The following is a 16,401-nucleotide window of genomic DNA, read 5'->3' on the forward strand; positions in this document are numbered from 1 at the left end:
CGTGCCATCGCCTTCCGGCTGGCGCCCGGTCAGGCCCATGAGCTGCCCCATGCGGTTCCGTTGCTCGATGGGCTGCCCGGCGTGCCCAAGTGGGTCGTGGGCGACCGTGGCTACACCAGCCACGCCTTTCGCGACCACATCTGGACCATGGGCGCACGGCCTGCGATCCCGCCCCAGCGCCATGAGGCGCCCGTCGCCTGCCCGGACTGGATCTACAATAACCGCAACCAAGTCGAGCGCCTATGGGCCAGGCTCAAGGACTGGCGGGCCATCGCCACGCGCTACGAAAAGACCGCCGCCAGCTTCACCGGCGTCCTCTGCCTCGCAGCCGCCCTCGATTGGCTCAAGCAATGACACGCCCTAGACGGATTCAAAAAATCGACAGACGCGGCGGACTAAAACCGCCGCCCATCCGTCACCATATGAGTGACCGGCGATTCCGCCGGACTCTAGTTTCGTATCAGGGGCGAATCCATGCTCACCTCCCCCACGCGCCGCAGGCGCGCGGCCACCATTCTCTCGCTCACCGCCGTCCTGGCGTTGGGGGCGACCATGGCCGAGGCGCGTCCGGGCGGCGGCAGCGGCGGCATGGGGTCCCGTGGCTCACGCACCTATGCGCCTCCGGCCGCCACCACGACGGCCCCCAGCACGGCGGCGCCGATCCAGCGTTCGCAGACCCAGCCCGGCATGAACAATCCCGGCATGAACCCGGCGGCGGCGCAGCGTCCACGCTTCGGCGGCGGCTTCATGGCCGGGCTCCTCGGCGCGGGCCTCCTCGGCGCCCTCCTGGGCGGCGGCTTCTTCGGCGGCCTCGGCGGCATCGCTTCGTTCATCGGGCTGATGCTGCAGGTCGGCCTCCTGGTGCTCCTCGTCGCCTTCGCCGTGCGCTGGTTCCGTCGCCGCCAGGGCACCCCGGCGGCGGCCGGGCACGCCCGCTCGACGCTGGACGGCAATGGCCCGGGCGGCAGCATGAATCTCGGCGGGGGCGGCGCTCCCCTCGGCGGTATGGGTCGCGGTCCCGCCGCCGTGCAGCCGGTTCAGGCCCGTCCGGTCCAGATCGGCCCCGGCGACTTCCAGAGCTTCGAGATCGCCCTCAACGGCGTCCAGGAAGCTTATGGCCGTGAGGACGTGGCGAGCCTGCGCAACCTCGCGACGCCGGAGATGGCCGGCTACTTCATCGAAGAATTGCGTGCCAACGAGGCCAAGGGCGTCGTCAACCGCATCTCGGACGTAAAGCTCCTGCAGGGCGACTTGTCGGAATCCTGGGGCGAGGGCAACGCCGAATACGCCACCGTGGCTATGCGCTACGCCATCAAGGACGTGACCCTCGACCGCCGCACCAACCGGGTCGTCGAGACCGGCGAACCGGAGGCCGTGGAGCTGTGGACGTTCGTGCGCGAGCGCGGCGGCCGCTGGATCCTCTCGGCAATCCAGCAGGGTCGCTGAGCCCTTCGCATCCGTGGACCAGACGGGCCGCCCGAGCAATCGGGCGGCCTTTTTCGTCCGGGGACCCTCATCGGGAGACACCCTCACCACGCCCACAAAAGTCGGGTCCGCACCGCTTCGCGCCCCTCCAATGAACGCTGCCCTTCACAGGGAATCGCCCAACGTTCTTATGAAACGCTCCTGAGTGTCTCCCTCGAAACTCCCACTGCACCGCCATCCCCACGGCGAGAACCGTTCAGGGGCAAGAAGTTTTGTGAGCACTTTTAACCATTATCTCCGTCGCCCCTCCTGGGATCGGGGCTCGAAGCGATCTTGAAACATTTTTCCTGACTAGTGAGGGACGAACACCCGGGATTTTTGTGAGTCATCCGATGACGAGGGCCGTAGACTGTACGACGATGGAGTACCGATACGGCTTCATCACGTTGTCTGTCGTCATCTGTTTCTTGGTATGCTTCGTCGTCACGACAGCGATTTCGCAGGAAGAGCGATCGACAAATCGTTCGAACGCCCGATCGGATCTTCCTCTATTCCGTTGGGTATACATTTCCAGCGCGATCTTCGGATGCTGCGTCTGGTCACTGCACTTCGTCGCCCTGCTGGCATTCCACAGGGCAACTTACGTCGCCTATGACCTGATCATGGCGCTCGGGTCGATCCTCGTCACCGTGTTCGGCATCATGGCGACGTTCGCCCTGCGCGATCGCCTTCCCCGCACCCGCACAGCCTCCGTTCTGCCTGGGATACTGCTCGGCCTCAGTATCGTCGCCATGCACTACCAGGGCTTGAGTGCGATGTACGCCTGGAGCCACATCACGTTCGATACGATCTCCGTGACGGCATCGGTCGGGCTGACCCTCGGTTTTGCGATTGCGGCTCTGATCCGGGGCCGCACGCTCATCGGGTTGATCCGCCGCATCGAAGTCGCGGCGTGGCTCGCCCTGGCGCTTTGCGGTCTGCACTTCACGGCGACCATCGACGAAGCCGCCCCAACCCCTGTCCCCGTGGACGACGCGGCGACGATCGTCGCATCGACCCAACTCGGCCTCGCCTTCGGCTCCGTCAGCCTCCTCGTGCTCTGCGCGGGTCTGATGACGCTGTTTCTGCAGCGCCACCTTTCGCAACGAAGCTTGATCGAGATGGACAGGATGCGCCTTCTCGGCGATCTCGCCCACGAGGTGCTGCTCATCCACCGCGATGGTCAGGTGCTCGAGGTCAACAGCGCTGGAAGCCGCCTGTTCGGCAGGCCCATCGAGGACATCATCGGACGGCCGATCCTCGATCTGTTTTCCGAGGCGGGTGCGCCAGCCCTGACCCGGCGCGCCCATCAGCGCTCGGAGGATCTGCAGCCGGAGGAATTCGAGGCCCAAACGGCGACCGGTCTCCTTGTCCCCGTCGAGCTGTCGTGCCGTCGCATCGAATTCGGTGGCGAGCCGGCCACGGCGGTCGCCCTTCGAGATCTGTCGGCCCTCCGGCGCGACGAGGCACGGATTCGGCACCTCGCCTTGCACGATGCCTTGACCGACCTCCCCAACCGCTACCTCATGGAGCAACGGATCGGCCACGCCCTCGACGTCGCGACCGCATCGGGCGAGACCATCGCCATCATCTACCTCGACCTGGATCGCTTCAAACCCATCAACGATCTCCATGGCCATGCGACGGGCGACGCGCTCCTGGTCCAGGTCGCCAAGCGCCTGCTGTCCGAGTTGCGCGCCAGCGACACCCTGGCGCGGATCGGCGGGGATGAATTCGTCGTCGTCTTGAGCCCGGTGCCGTCGCCGGCCCATGTCTCGGAGGTCACCGGGCGCCTCATCGCCGGCCTCGCCCGGCCCTTCCACCTCGATCTCCAGATCGTCACGATCGGTGCCTCGGCCGGGATCGCGTTGTATCCGCAGGACGGGCGCACGGTGGAAAGCCTGCTGCGTGCGGCGGACACGGCGCTCTACCGCGTGAAGGACGAAGGGCGCGGGGGATTGCGGTTCTTCGAGGCGTCGATGAACGCCCAGCTTCACGCCCGCCGACAGCTCGAACAGGAACTGAGCGGCGCCATCGACCGCGACGAATTGCAACTGTTCTACCAACCCATCGTGAATGCGAAGACCGGCGAGATCGAGACCTTCGAGGCCCTGATCCGTTGGCGACACCCCGTCCGGGGCCTCGTCTCGCCCGTCGAGTTCATTCCCCTCGCCGAGCAGGCCGACCTCATCGCGGCCATCGGTCAGTGGGTGATCGACACCGCCTGCGCCGCGGCGGCGACCTGGCCAAAGCCCTGGCGCGTCTCGGTCAACGTGTCGCCGAGCCAGTTCCGGCAATCGGACGTCCCGGCCCTCGCCGCCGCCGCCCTCGCCCGCAACGCCCTCGATGCGAACCGGCTGGTGATCGAGATCACCGAGAGCGTGTTCATCCAGGATGCCGCCAACGCCGTGGACGTGCTCTCGCGCCTGCGGCGGCAGGGCGTCCATCTGGCGCTCGACGATTTCGGCTCCGGGTATTCGAGCTTGAGCTACCTGCAGCGGTTCAAGTTCGACAAGATCAAGATCGACCAGTCCTTCGTGCGCCGCCTCGGCCAGAGCAGCGACACGCTCACGATCATCCATGCCATCGCGAATCTCGGACACAACCTCGGCCTCCATGTCACCGTCGAGGGGGTCGAGACCGCCGAGCAGCTGGCGATCCTGAAGGAAATCGGCTTCGACCAGATGCAGGGCTACCTGTTCGGAAAGCCGGCGCCGACCCTCACGGTCACGGATTTCGAGCAGGCTCGGCTGCGGGCGATGTTCCAGGAGCCGGATCTGCGGGCATGGGCCTGATCGAGGGTCGTCGTCGTGACGATGTTTCAGGCCCGCGACACCAGAGCCTGTGCCATGGCGACGAAGCCCGCCACCGGCACCTCCTCGGCCCGGGCGGTCTCGGGGATGCCGGCGGCCTCCAACAGGCGTGTGGGATCGGGTGTCGCTGCCTTCAGGCTCTGGCGCAGCATCTTCCGACGCTGGCCGAAGGCCGCGCGGGTGATTTGCTCAAGGGCGTCCACCGCGCAGGGCAGGGGCTCGGATCGGGGCGTCAGGCGTACCACGCTCGACGTCACCTTCGGCGGCGGCACGAAGGCGGACGGGGCGACGTCGAACAGGATATCGGCCTGCGTGCGCCAGCCGCACAGAACCCCGAGACGGCCGTAATTCGCCCGGTCGGCCTCGTCCGCCACGATCCGCTCGGCGACCTCGCGCTGAAACATCAGGGTCAGGGAATCCCACCATGGCGGCCAAGCCGCGGTGGTGAGCCAGCCCGTCAGCAGGGGTGTCCCGATGTTATAGGGGAGGTTGGCGACGATGCGGACGGGGCCGGTGCCGACGAGGGGCACGGGGTCGAACTGGAGGGCGTCGGCGTCGATGACGTCGAGGCGGCCGGGATAATGGGCCGCGATCTCGGCGAGCGCCGGCAGGGCGCGGGGATCGCGTTCCACGGCGACCACCCGGGCGGCTCCGGCACTGAGGAGCGCGCGGGTGAGGCCGCCGGGTCCGGGGCCGACCTCCACCACGGTGACGCCGTCGAGGGGCCCGGCCGAGCGGGCGATTCGACCCGTGAGGTTGAGGTCGAACAGGAAGTTCTGGCCCAGCGCCTTCTTGGGTTCGAGGCCGTGCCGGCGCACCACGTCGCGCAGGGGCGGCAGGCCGTCATCGGCGAGGGTGTCGATGTCACTCATGCCGAATGGCCAGCGAGGCGGGCCGCGAGGCGCAGGGCCGCCATCAGGCTGTCGGGGCGGGCGACGCCCTTGCCGGCGATATCGAAGGCAGTGCCGTGGTCGGGCGATGTCCGGATGAAGGGCAGTCCGAGGGTCACGTTTACGCCGTCGTCGAACGCGATGGTCTTGATGGGGATCAGGGCCTGATCGTGGGTCGGGGTCAGGGCGACGTCGTAGGTCGCCCGCGCCCGGGGATGGAACAGGGTATCGGCGGGGAGCGGCCCGCGAATGTCGATGCCCTCCGCCTGAAGCTGCGCCACCGCCGGCTCCAGCACGTCCCGGTCCTCAAGCCCCATGGTGGCGTTCTCGCCCGCGTGCGGATTGAGCCCGGAGAGGACGAGGCGCGGCCGGGCGAGGCCGAACCGCTGGCGCAGATCCCGCGCGACGATCCGGGCGGTGGCGACGACGCGGTCCTGCGTCAGGAGATCGGGCACGCTGCGCAACGGCACATGGATGGTCACCGGCACCACGGCCAGGGTCTCGCTCCACAGCATCATCACGGGGAGGGGCGGCGCCTCGCCGGGCGCGACACTGAGGGCGGCGAGGAACTCCGTGTGACCCGGATGCGCGAACCCGACCTGGGTCAGCACGTATTTGGCGATGGGATTGGTCACCAGGGCGGCGGCGGCTCCGTCCCGCACCAGGGCGACACCCGTGGTGATGGATTCGAGGGTGGCCCCCGCATTGAGGGGATCGGGCTGCCCGGCCACGGCGCCGACGCGCATGCCGCTCGGCAGGGGCATCACCGGAAGGGCGCGGGGAAACACCTCCGTCGCGGTGTCCGGGCCGACTTCCGCCACGGGAATCAGGAACCCGAGCTCGCTCGCCCGCCGCTCGATGAAATCCGGATCACCGATGAGGAAGAACGGCGGCAGGCCGGGACCCGTGTCGCGGTCCCGCCACGCCATCAGGGCGAGTTCTGGCCCGATCCCGGCGGGATCGCCGAGGGTGAGGGCGATCGGTGTGTGCTCGGTCACGCGGTTGGCCGTCCTTCCTCTGTCACCCCGTTCCGGTCGCAGGTCGCGGACGCGATGGCAAGGCTGACGGGAGAGAGGTGGATCACCGGACGGCGGCGATGCCGTCCGAGGTCGTGAGGGTGCCGACGTTCTGGCGCAGATCCGCCTCGCCGAGGGTCTTCAGCTCGACGCGCAGCAGCACCGTGCGGTTGCGTTCCGCAGTGCCGAGGGCCGTGGCGATGGGCGACACGATGTAGTTCAGGGACACCGTGGTGCACTCGTCCTGATAACCCGCCCCGAGGCTGATGCCGGACAGATACGACTTGCCTGGATTCACGTAGATCGGCGACGGGCCGACGGGGTTGGCGAGATAGGCGGTGTAGGCATCGGCGAAGTTGTCGCGCACATCGAGGTAGTGGCTGAGATCGACCAGCGCCGAGCCGGTGACGAACCAGTTCGGGGTGATGTGATAGGTGGCGGACGCGGTGACGCCCTCGCGGCGATGCACGAAACCCAGCGCCGGCTGCGCGTCGTAGTAGGAATAGAACACCGACAGATCCAACGGCATGAACGGCGCGAACCGCGCCGTCACGCCCGTCTCGAACCGGTTGACGGCGAAATCGCGCTGGTCGAACCGCGCCCGCGAGATGAAGCTGATGTTCTGGTTCGGCGACAGCTGGAAGCGCCCGACGAAATCAGAGCGGCGATTCTCGAGCCCCGAATCGAGGCCGACATTGGCGATATCGCCGCGCCGGAACGAGTTGACGCCCGCGATCTGAATCGACTCACCGAACAGGACGTTCGCGTACCAGCCGGCCGGGGTCACGACGGAGTATTGGCCACCGAGATTGGCCCGCACGCCGCCCTCGACACGGTCGTAGCCCGAGAACTTGTCCCATTCGAACAGGGAGGTGTCGTCGAACACGAGGCTCTGGGCGTCCTCGTTGGGCAGGCGGCCGATGCGGGTCTCGCTCGGCCGGGCGATCACCTGGGCGATGGGCTCCAGGGTGTGGACGCCCAGCGGCCCGAAATTCGAGACGAACGGATAACGGTAGTCGAGGCCGATGGCCGGCATCACCCGACCGGACAGGTCGGAATCCTGCGCCGTGAGGTTCTGCGCCAGGGCGTTCTGGTAGCCGGAATTGCGCGGGTCGACGAAGAACGCGTCGGTGCGCAGGTAGGCGAATGGCGTCAGAACCTGGCCGATGTCGTCGATGAAGGTCCGGCGCCAGGAGACCTGGGCCGAGGCGCGGGTGTTCGCGCCCGCCAGCCCCCGGATGAGACAGGTGGCGCGGGTGAAGGTGAGACAGGTCTCGTAGAGCGGATAGCTGACGCCGTTGGCGCTCGGGCTCAGGAGATACGCGCCCGTGCGCGGCACGCCCTGGAAGTCCGTGGCCTCGCGGGTCAGGCTCGTGATGTTGGCCTCGAACCGGACTTCGCCGCCGAGCGGCGCCGGGCCGTTGATGCGCTTGTCGTAGTCGATCACCGGCAGGACGAGGGGCTGCTCCTTCTGCCAGTCGAAGCTCGACAGGCCCTTGAAGTAGTAGCCGCGCGCCTCGAACCACGAGCGGTCACCCTGTCCGATCAGGTAGGCCGTCGAGACGGCCTCACGGAAATAATCGGTGGTGATGCTCTGGTTGCGGATGCGGTAATTGTCGAGGAACCATTTGTCGGTCACCCCGACGAGGTCCCAGCCCGTGCGCCAGCGGTCGTTGATGTAGAACTGGCCCTTCGATTCGACGGAGCCCCGGAAATCGCGGTCGCCGGCCCCGAGGGGGCCGGGCAGGAACGCGCTCGGCGTCGTCTGGAAGATGCCCGACAGGCGGATGTTGTAGAAGCCCGAATCGACGCGCTGCCGGAATTCGGCCTGGCCGAGCACGCCCTGATTGCTCAGGAAGGCCGGCGACAGGGTGAGATCGTAATCCGGCGCGAGGTTGAAGAAGTACGGCGTGGCGATGCCGCTGCCGAGCGCCGTGGAGGTGAGAAAGCGGGGCGTGAGGAAGCCGGATTTCCGCTTCACGCTCGGATCGGCCGTCTCGAAATACGGCATGTAGGCCAGCGGAATGCCGCCGATCTCGAGGGTCGATTCCTCGAACGCGATGGTGTGCGTCTCGTTGTTGTGGATGATCTTAGTGGCGCGGATCTGCCAGAGGGGCGGCGTCTCCGGATTGTTCTTGCACGGCTCGCAGGCAGTGTAGGTGCCGTATTCGAAACTGGTGCGGTCGCCGCCGATGCGCTCGGCGCGAGGCGCGGAGAACCGGGTGCGGACGGGCTGCCCCTTCACCTCGATGGTCTGCTGGATGCGCAGGGCGTCGATGAAGCCGTTCTTGAAATCGTCCGTCAGCTCCATCTTGGCGCCGGTCAGGACCGCGCCGGTCTCGTCGGTGAGGCGGACATTGCCCTCGGCGAAGACCCGGCTGGTGTTGCGGTCATAGAGAACGCGGTCGGCCTGAAGGGTACGCGGGCCGTAATGGAGTTCGGCGTTGCCGCGCGCCGTGACGGTATTCTTGTCGTTGTCGTAGACGAGTTCCGCCGCCTCGACGAGAAGGCGCTCGGCCGACTTGGTCGAAGCGGGCTTTCCGTTCGCATCCGCCTGCGCGGCCGGGCGCGATTCCGCCGCCGTGGGAACCACGGCCGGAGCCAACGCCAGCACGGTGGCGGCGAACACGATGTCGGCGACCTTACGCAACGCGAGTCCCAACTCCTGCCACGGCCCCGTTCCGTTTCCCGATCCGGCAGACCGACATCAGCCGTCCTCCTGATAGAGAAGCGTGAGCGTACCGAGAAGACTACCTACCACAGCCGGGAACCACGCCGCCACCGCCGGCGTGACGATCCCGGACGCACCCAACCCTTCGAGGAGCTGCCGCGCGACGTAGAGCGCGAACCCCGCGGCAACGCCGCCGAGCACGAGCTTTCCCACGCCACCAAAGCGGAAGAACCTTAAGGAAACGCTGGCCGCCACGAGCACCATGGCGACGAAGAGAACCGGCCGCGCCATGAGGACATCATACTGGAGTCGGTAACGCGTGGCATCCAACCCCGCCCGCTCGTTGCGCGCGATGGTCTCGGGAAGTTGCCAGAAAGGCACAGATTCAGGAGGGGTGAAGCGCTGGCGCACTTGGCCGGGGTCGAGAGTCGAGGCGATGAGATATGTGGAAAAGCTCTCGGGCGGCGCATCCGGCTTGAGGAGGCGGGCCTCCTGCAACTCCCAATAGCCATCGTGGAGGATGGCCCGGGCGGCGTCGACCTCGGAGACGAAGGCGCCCGCCGCATCGAAGATGTAGGCCGAGACACCCGCGAGCGTCGTGGTCCCCTCGATGGCGGTCTCGGCCCGCAGGATCGCTTGGCCATCGAGGCTGCGCTGCCGGATCCAGATGTCCTTGCCCGAACTGGCCTTGGTGGATTTGGCGAAGATCTTCGCCTCGATCTGCGTGGAGCGCTGCTTCAGTTGAGCCGAAACCGGGTTGTAGACTCCCACCGTGAAGGCCCCGATGGCCAGCGCCACGAACAGGCCGGGCTGGAGGAATTGCCAAGCCGAGATGCCGGCGGCCCGCGCAACCACAAGTTCGAGCTTGCGCGAAAGCTGGAGCAGGGAGGCCATGGACCCGAACAGGATCGCGAAGGGCAGCACACCCTCGGCTACGGCCGGGGTCCGGAACAGGGCGAGCTGGGCCATCAATCCGGCCGAGGCGCCCTCGGCGTCGCCGGCCCGGCGCAGGAGTTCGACGAAATCGAGGGTGTAGACGAGGGTGAAGACCGTGAGGAACACCCCCAGGATCGTGCGCAGGAAGCGCGCCGCGAAGTAACGCCCGAGGGTGAAGCCGATGAGGCCGCTCATGCGCTCAGGCCCGGCCGAGGCGCGGACGGCGCAACAAGCCACCGAGGCCGCGCATGGCCCTGGCGTTCCAGGCTCGCACCCTCGGCCCGTGGAAAATGAGGATGCTCGACCACGCGATGGCGACGAGGGGCACGGCGTAGATCGCCACCACGGCGCCCTGGCTGCGGGTGGCGGCCGAGGTGGCCGCGAACCCCGCGATTCGCAGGACCACCACGGCGAGCACCGCCCCGGCGACGGCGACGCCCCGGCCCTGGCGGGTGGTCCGGGGATCGCCCAAAGCCGCGAAGGCGATGAAGGTCAGCGCTAGGGGATAAAGCCAGGATGACAGGCGGTCGTGGAGTTCCGAACGGAAGCGGCCCTTCTGCAACTGATAGTAGCCTTCCGAGCGATCGGGGAAGAACAGCTGCGTCGTCGAACGCTCGCGCGGCTTATAGGTCACCTCGCCGTCCGGGGGCGTGAAGGCGGCGAGATCCACGGTGTAGCGCTCGAAGGTGATGATCGAGGAATCGCGCGAATCCTTCTGCTGGCGGTGCACGCTGCCCTTTTCCAGGGCGAGGTAGCTCTGGCCGCCATACTCCACGGCCTGACCGCGCTCGGCGAGGTAGACCACGGTCTTGCCCGGCTCGCGCTTGTCCTGAATGAAAAGGCCGAGCAGGGAGCCGCCGGGTCCGCGCTCGCGGAAATGGAAGGTGATGCCGCTGTCGAGCTGCGTGAACTGACCCTCCTTGACCACGTTGGCGATGAAGTCACCGCGCACGCGGGTGAGGACGTCGCGCAGCTCCTGGAACGACGACGGCATCACCTGGATGGTCAGGAACGCCACGGCGAAGCTCACGGCGAGGCCGAGGGTGAGGAACGGGCGCAGGATACGGCGCGGCTTCATGCCCGCCGCCGACATGACGATGAGCTCGGAATCGCCGTTGAGCTTGTTCAGGGCGTAGATCACGGCGATGAACAGGGCCACGGGCGAGATCACGGTGATCAGGGTCGGCAGGGACAGGCCGGTGATGAGGAAGAAGATCACCAGGGTCTGCCCCTTGGCCGTGATGAGGTCGAGTTCCCGCAGGGCCTGCGTCACCCAGATCGTGCCCGTGAGGCCGACGAGGCAGGCCAGGAAGGCTCCGAACGCGATTCGGAAGATGTAGCGCTCGATCTGCGTCATCGATTCTCGCGGCGGAATCGCCGGCCGGGCTCGGCGCGACGATCCGGCCGATGTAGCGCGGGCGCGCGGGGCGCGTCGAGCCTCGCCCTGTCGCGGGAGCGCCGGCCTCGCGTTGCGTTCCACGGCTCAACGGGTACACAGGAAGCCGATACGGGGCGCCCTGCGACGGGCCGCGCCGAGAACGGCTTCACGCACGATTCTGGAAAGCTGCAGGTATGGCGGACGATATCACGATCGCATTCGGCCCCCTCGGCCCGGTGGGCCGGGGCGACCTCGTCGTTTTCGTCGGGGACGATCTGGCGCTCGCTCCCGAGGTGGCCCAGGCCGTCGGGCGCGGGGCCACCGATCTCCTGGCGCGGGCGGCGGCGAGCGAGCGGTTCAAGGGCAAATCCCAATCGGCTTTGGTGCTGCCGGCCCCGGCCGGTCTCGAGGTCGACCGCCTCGTGGTGATCGGCCTCGGCTCCGAGAAGGATCGGGCCAAGATCGATTGGACGACGCTCGGCGGCTTCACCGCCGGCAAGGTCACGGGCCGCACGGCGAGCCTCGCCCTGATCCTGCCGGGCGTCGCCGCCACGGGTGCCAACGCCGCCGAGTTCGCCCTCGGCGCGCGCCTGCGCCACTACAGCTTCGACCGCTACAAGACGAAGAAGAAGCCCGAGGGTGAAGAGGCGCGCGGCACCGCCCTGACCGTGATGGTGGCCGATCCCGCCACCGCCGAGGCCGCCTTCCCGGCGACGGAGGCGGTGGCCGAGGGCGTCATCCTCGCCCGCGAGCTCGTCAACGAGCCGCCGAACGTCCTCTTTCCCGAGGAATTCGCCCGCCGGGCCGAGGCGCTGACGAAGCTCGGCGTCGAGGTCGAGGTGCTCGGCCCGGCCAAGCTCGCCGCCCTCGGCATGGGCGCGCTCCTCGCCGTGGCCCGGGGCTCGGTGAAGGAGCCCCGCGTCGTGGTCATGCGCTGGAACGGCGGCGCCGCGGGCGAGGCCCCCATCGCCCTCATCGGCAAGGGTGTGTGCTTCGATTCCGGCGGCATCTCCATCAAGGGCGCGGCCGGCATGGAGGACATGAAGGGCGACATGGGCGGAGCGGCCTGCGTCGTCGGCACCCTGCACGCCCTGGCGTCGCGCAAGGCGAAGGTGAACGTGGTCGGCGCCATCGGCATCGTCGAGAACATGCCCGACGGCGACGCCTACCGCCCCGGCGACATCGTCACCTCCATGTCGGGCCAGACCATCGAGGTCATCAACACCGACGCGGAAGGACGCCTCGTCCTCGCCGACGTGATCTGGCACGTCCAGGGCGCCTACAAGCCGAAATTCATGATCGATCTCGCCACCCTCACGGGTGCGATCATCGTGGCGCTCGGCCAGGACGTCGCCGGCCTGTTCTCCAACGACGACGCGCTGGCCGCCAAGATCACCGCCGCCGGCGAGGCGACGGGCGAGGCCGTGTGGCGGATGCCGCTGATCCCGGCCTACGACAAGGCCATCGATTCGAAATTCGCCGACATGAAGAACACCGGCGGGCGCCACGGCGGTGCCGCCACGGCGGCCGCCTTCCTCAAGCGTTACACCAACGACGTGCCGTGGGCGCATCTCGACATCGCCGGTGTGGCCATGTCGTCCTCCTCCTCGGAGATCAACCGCAGCTGGGGCGCCGGCTGGGGTGTGCGCCTCCTCGACCGTCTCGTGCGCGACACCTGCGAAGCGTGAGCCCTTTCCCCGCCGCCATCCGGGCTTTCGGCCCGGTGGCGGTCACGGTCCTGGCCGTCGGGCTGGCCTGGCTCACGGGCCTCAGCCAACGCACGGTGCTGCCGGCGGCGATCGAGGCGCGCTTCTACGGCTTCTTCCTCGACCGCTACCCGCTATTCTGCGCCGCCCTCGTGTACGGAGTCGCGCGCCTTCTCCTCGGCGCGGCGCGGCCCGGCCCGGCCGGTCCCGTGCGGCGCCTGGTCGGGAGCGCCATCGCCATCGTTCTGCTTCTTGCCGTCTGCCTCTATCCCACCTTCGGGGGAGGGGTCCTGCGGGCCGGCTTCGCCACGGGCGGCATGGCCTTCCTCACCGGCCAGACCATGCCGATCGCCTACGGCCTCGGCGCGGCCGCCGTCGCCCTGGTGTTCGGCCTCGCCCTCGGACTCGGCGGCCTCCTCGCCATCGGCGCCCCGCGCGGGAACGCCCGATGGGCACGACGCCTGCGCCTCGGCGTGGGACGGATGCTGACGCGGACGCTGGCGCTGTGGTTCGCCTTCGGGATACTCGGCCTCGCCACGGCGACCGGACTCGGCCCCTGGCCCCGTCGTCCGCTCTCGGCCGGCGAAGCGGGCCTCGCCGTCGCCCTGGTTCTCCTCGCCTTCCTGCCCCACGCCAGCCTCGACTGGCTCGACAGCCGGGCGGCGCCTCAGTCACATGGACGGACACAGCTTGATCCCGGCCCCTGAATCCGGGAAGATAGTTTAGATGTGAACGAAAGCGGCACCAAGCCGCTGCGCCACATCACAGGGAGGTTCCAATGGCCCGACTCCGTGGCGCCGAGCACCCGTGGTTGTCCGCCTATCCGCCGGGCGTTCCGGCCGAGATCGATGTCGCGGGCCTCGGGACCCTCGTCGATCTGTTCGAGGACTCCCTGCGGAGCCATTCCGACCGGCCGGCCCTGCAATGTTTCGGCTCCCGCATCACTTACGGGGCGCTCGGCGAATCAGCCCGGGCCGTGGCGGCGTGGCTCGCGAACCAAGGCTTCGCCAAGGGCGATCGCATCGCCCTGATGATGCCGAACGTGCCGGCCTATCCGGCGGCGATCCTCGGCGTGCTGCTCGCCGGCTGCACCGTGGTCAACGTCAATCCGCTCTACACCCCACGCGAACTGACGGCGCAACTCGTCGATTCCGGCGCTCGCGCCCTGTTCGTCCTCGAAAACTTCGCCCACACGGTCCAGGCGTCCCTCGCCGAGATGAGCCTGGAGCGCATCGTCGTTGTGGGGCCGGGCGACGGCCTCGGCCTCAAGGGGCGGGCCATCGGTTGGGCCAGCCGCCACCTGAAGAAGGCCGTACCCCCCTATGCCCTGCCGGCGGACCGGACGGTTCGGTTCGAGCAGGTGCAGCGCCTCGGCCGGACCCTGCCGCGTCCCGCCGTCACCGTCGCGCCCGACGACCTCGCTTTCCTGCAATACACCGGCGGCACCACGGGCATCGCGAAGGCCGCGATGCTGACCCATCGCAACATCTTCGCCAACGTCGTCCAGTCGCAGACATGGTTCAATATCGACAAGACGGACGCCAGCGGGCGGGTGATGATCACGGCACTGCCCCTCTATCACATCTTCGCCCTGACCTGCTGCTTCTTCCTGTTCTTGAAACTCGGCGGCTGCTGCCTGCTGATCCCGAACCCGCGCGACGCCGATGGGTTCATCAAGACCCTGAAGGCCAACCGCTTCACCCACCTGTCCGGGGTCAACACCCTGTTCAACCTGCTGGTGAATCATCCGGGTATCGGCGACGTGGATTTCAGCCACATCGATTTCATCATCGCCGGCGGCATGGCGGTGCAATCACCCGTGGCGGCGAAGTGGAAGACGGTCACCGGCACCACCATCGTGGAGGGCTACGGCCTGTCAGAAACCTCGCCCGTGGTCTGCGTGAACCCGCCGGGACTGACCGAATGGTCCGGCACCATCGGGTTTCCCCTGCCGTCGACGGACGTCGCCATCCGCCTCGCGGACGGGCGGGACGCCGCCCCCGGCGAGGCCGGCGAACTCTGCGTGCGCGGCCCCCAGGTGATGGCCGGCTATTGGGGACGCCCAGACGAGACCGCCCGCGCCACGACGACGGACGGATACTTCAAGACGGGCGACGTCGCGGTGTTCGAGCCCGACGGGCAGGTCCGCATCGTCGACCGGATGAAGGACATGATCCTCGTCTCCGGCTTCAACGTCTATCCCAACGAGATCGAGGAGGTGCTGGCCGGGCATCCCGGCGTCGTCGAATGCGCCGTGGTCGGCGCGCGCAACGACGAGACCGGCGAGATGGTGGTGGCGCACGTGGTCCGGCGCTCGGGCGAGACCACGCCCGAGGATCTCAGGGCCTTCGCCCGCACCCAACTCACGGGCTACAAGGTGCCGCGCCGGGTGGTGTTCCACGACACTCTACCGAAGACCAATGTGGGCAAGGTTCTAAGGCGAGCCCTGCGCGACGATCCGCCGGCATCGTGACGCAGGCCGGCTTGTAACCAACCGGCCGTCCGCTCCGTATGGTACGGCATGGGCTGACCGGTGCGCGCACCGGCGGCCTTCGCGGAGGGACCCCGACATGCACATCAAGCGCCCGCGCGGCTGGGAAATTCCCGAGAGCCACGCCACTCCCGAAAGCATCTTCCTCAACCGCCGCGCCCTCATCGGCGCCGGGGCGGGCCTCGCGGCCGCCTCGCTCCTCGCCCCCCGGATCGCCCACGCGGCCCCGGGGGCACGACTGTACCCGGCCCAGCGCAATGCGGCCTATACCCTCGACCGCGCCGTGACGCCCGAAAAATACAGTGGTGACTACAACAACTTCTATGAATTCGGCATGTCCAAGACGGTCCTGCCGGCTGCCAACGCCCTCAAGACCGATCCCTGGACCATCGCGGTCGACGGCTTGGTCGAGAAGCCGTTTCAGATCGGCTTCGAGGATCTCGTCCGCAAGGTCGAGCTCGAAGAGCGGCTCTATCGCCACCGCTGCGTCGAGGCATGGTCCATGGCGGTGCCGTGGACGGGCTTTCCCCTGTCGAAGCTCGTGGCGCTGGCCAAGCCCACCTCAGGGGCGAAGTACATCCGGATGGAGACGTTCAACGATCCGGCGATGGCACCGGGTCAGCGCTCGTTCCTGTATCCGTGGCCCTACGTCGAGGGGCTGACGATGGCGGAGGCGAACAACGATCTCGCCTTCGTGGTCACGGGCGTCTACGGCAAGCCCCTGCCGAAGCAATTCGGTGCGCCGATCCGCCTGGCGGTGCCATGGAAGTACGGCTTCAAGTCGGTGAAATCGATCACGAAGGTCTCGTTCGTCGCCGAGCGGCCGAAAACCTTCTGGGAGGGCCTGCAGTCGGCCGAATACGGCTTCTGGGCCAACGTGAACCCCGCCGTGCCGCATCCGCGCTGGAGCCAGGCGACGGAGCGGGTGCTCGGGACCGAACAGCGGGTGCCGACCCTGATCTACAACGGCTACGGCGAGCAGGTGGCCGGGCTCTACAAGGGGTTGGAGAAGGAGCGCCTGTTCGTGTGATCGACC

12 protein-coding genes are annotated in these 16,401 nt (G+C 67.9%); 7 read left to right on the plus strand and 5 right to left on the minus strand.

Going from position 1 to position 16,401, the window contains the following annotated elements; translation table 11 throughout:
* The 3 genes from BM249_RS17205 to BM249_RS17215 all read left to right on the plus strand — a co-directional run.
* Window positions 1–354: transposase (locus BM249_RS17205; RefSeq protein ID WP_143103788.1), on the plus strand; the 354-nt coding region annotated here is incomplete at its 5' end.
* 120 nt (window positions 355–474) lie between these two features.
* A complete protein-coding gene (locus tag BM249_RS17210) occupies window positions 475–1,446 on the plus strand; it encodes a TIM44-like domain-containing protein (RefSeq protein WP_091974314.1) in 972 nt (323 codons plus the stop codon).
* A 398-nt stretch (window positions 1,447–1,844) separates the two neighbouring features.
* A complete protein-coding gene (locus BM249_RS17215; RefSeq protein ID WP_091974316.1) occupies window positions 1,845–4,259 on the plus strand; it encodes a bifunctional diguanylate cyclase/phosphodiesterase in 2,415 nt (804 codons plus the stop codon).
* Between the two features lie 26 nt (window positions 4,260–4,285).
* On the opposite strand, the gene rsmA is transcribed toward BM249_RS17215, so the two are convergent.
* The 5 genes from rsmA to lptF all read right to left on the minus strand — a co-directional run bounded on the left by rsmA (window position 4,286) and on the right by lptF (window position 11,147).
* Complete coding sequence (rsmA, locus tag BM249_RS17220) at window positions 4,286–5,149, minus strand: 16S rRNA (adenine(1518)-N(6)/adenine(1519)-N(6))-dimethyltransferase RsmA (RefSeq protein ID WP_091974318.1); 864 nt, start codon at window positions 5,147–5,149, stop codon at window positions 4,286–4,288.
* The gene (pdxA, locus tag BM249_RS17225) at window positions 5,146–6,165 is read right to left on the minus strand and encodes a 4-hydroxythreonine-4-phosphate dehydrogenase PdxA (RefSeq protein WP_091974320.1); all 1,020 of its coding nucleotides are present in this window, start codon (window positions 6,163–6,165) and stop codon (window positions 5,146–5,148) included. Before pdxA ends, rsmA begins: the two co-directional genes overlap by 4 nt.
* Before the next feature lie 82 nt (window positions 6,166–6,247).
* Entirely contained in the window at window positions 6,248–8,776 is a 2,529-nt protein-coding gene (locus BM249_RS17230) for an LPS-assembly protein LptD (RefSeq protein ID WP_425284845.1), read from the minus strand.
* Between the two features lie 114 nt (window positions 8,777–8,890).
* On the minus strand, window positions 8,891–9,985 hold the full coding sequence (gene lptG / locus BM249_RS17235; RefSeq protein WP_091974323.1) for an LPS export ABC transporter permease LptG: 1,095 nt from the start codon (window positions 9,983–9,985) through the stop codon (window positions 8,891–8,893).
* Between the two features lie 4 nt (window positions 9,986–9,989).
* Window positions 9,990–11,147 carry an LPS export ABC transporter permease LptF gene (lptF, locus tag BM249_RS17240; protein ID WP_091974324.1) on the minus strand — a complete coding sequence of 386 codons (1,158 nt, stop codon included), beginning with the start codon at window positions 11,145–11,147 and terminating at the stop codon, window positions 9,990–9,992.
* Window positions 11,148–11,362: 215 nt separating this feature from the next.
* Between lptF and BM249_RS17245 the strand changes: the two genes are divergently transcribed.
* The 4 genes from BM249_RS17245 (at window position 11,363) to msrP (ending at window position 16,395) form a co-directional block, all read left to right on the plus strand.
* Complete coding sequence (locus BM249_RS17245; protein WP_091974325.1) at window positions 11,363–12,856, plus strand: leucyl aminopeptidase; 1,494 nt, start codon at window positions 11,363–11,365, stop codon at window positions 12,854–12,856.
* A complete protein-coding gene (locus BM249_RS17250) occupies window positions 12,853–13,581 on the plus strand; it encodes a hypothetical protein (protein WP_177232444.1) in 729 nt (242 codons plus the stop codon). Before BM249_RS17245 ends, BM249_RS17250 begins: the two co-directional genes overlap by 4 nt.
* A gap of 71 nt (window positions 13,582–13,652) precedes the next feature.
* The gene (locus BM249_RS17255) at window positions 13,653–15,347 is read left to right on the plus strand and encodes an AMP-binding protein (protein WP_091974326.1); all 1,695 of its coding nucleotides are present in this window, start codon (window positions 13,653–13,655) and stop codon (window positions 15,345–15,347) included.
* A 97-nt stretch (window positions 15,348–15,444) separates the two neighbouring features.
* Complete coding sequence (gene msrP / locus BM249_RS17260; RefSeq protein WP_091974327.1) at window positions 15,445–16,395, plus strand: protein-methionine-sulfoxide reductase catalytic subunit MsrP; 951 nt, start codon at window positions 15,445–15,447, stop codon at window positions 16,393–16,395.
* The last annotated feature ends 6 nt before the right edge of the window (window positions 16,396–16,401 follow it).

This window comes from Methylobacterium gossipiicola (assembly GCF_900113485.1).
Taxonomy (GTDB): Bacteria; Pseudomonadota; Alphaproteobacteria; order Rhizobiales; family Beijerinckiaceae; genus Methylobacterium; species Methylobacterium gossipiicola.

What these genes read in the sequence shown, in the direction of transcription:
- BM249_RS17210 (WP_091974314.1), top strand. Translation starts at nt 475, where the DNA reads ATGCTCACCTCCCCCACGCGCCGCAGGCGCGCGGCCACCATTCTCTCG.
- BM249_RS17215 (WP_091974316.1), top strand. Translation starts at nt 1,845, where the DNA reads ATGGAGTACCGATACGGCTTCATCACGTTGTCTGTCGTCATCTGTTTC.
- rsmA (WP_091974318.1), bottom strand. Translation starts at nt 5,149, where the DNA reads ATGAGTGACATCGACACCCTCGCCGATGACGGCCTGCCGCCCCTGCGC.
- lptG (WP_091974323.1), bottom strand. Translation starts at nt 9,985, where the DNA reads ATGAGCGGCCTCATCGGCTTCACCCTCGGGCGTTACTTCGCGGCGCGC.
- lptF (WP_091974324.1), bottom strand. Translation starts at nt 11,147, where the DNA reads ATGACGCAGATCGAGCGCTACATCTTCCGAATCGCGTTCGGAGCCTTC.
- BM249_RS17245 (WP_091974325.1), top strand. Translation starts at nt 11,363, where the DNA reads ATGGCGGACGATATCACGATCGCATTCGGCCCCCTCGGCCCGGTGGGC.
- BM249_RS17255 (WP_091974326.1), top strand. Translation starts at nt 13,653, where the DNA reads ATGGCCCGACTCCGTGGCGCCGAGCACCCGTGGTTGTCCGCCTATCCG.
- msrP (WP_091974327.1), top strand. Translation starts at nt 15,445, where the DNA reads ATGCACATCAAGCGCCCGCGCGGCTGGGAAATTCCCGAGAGCCACGCC.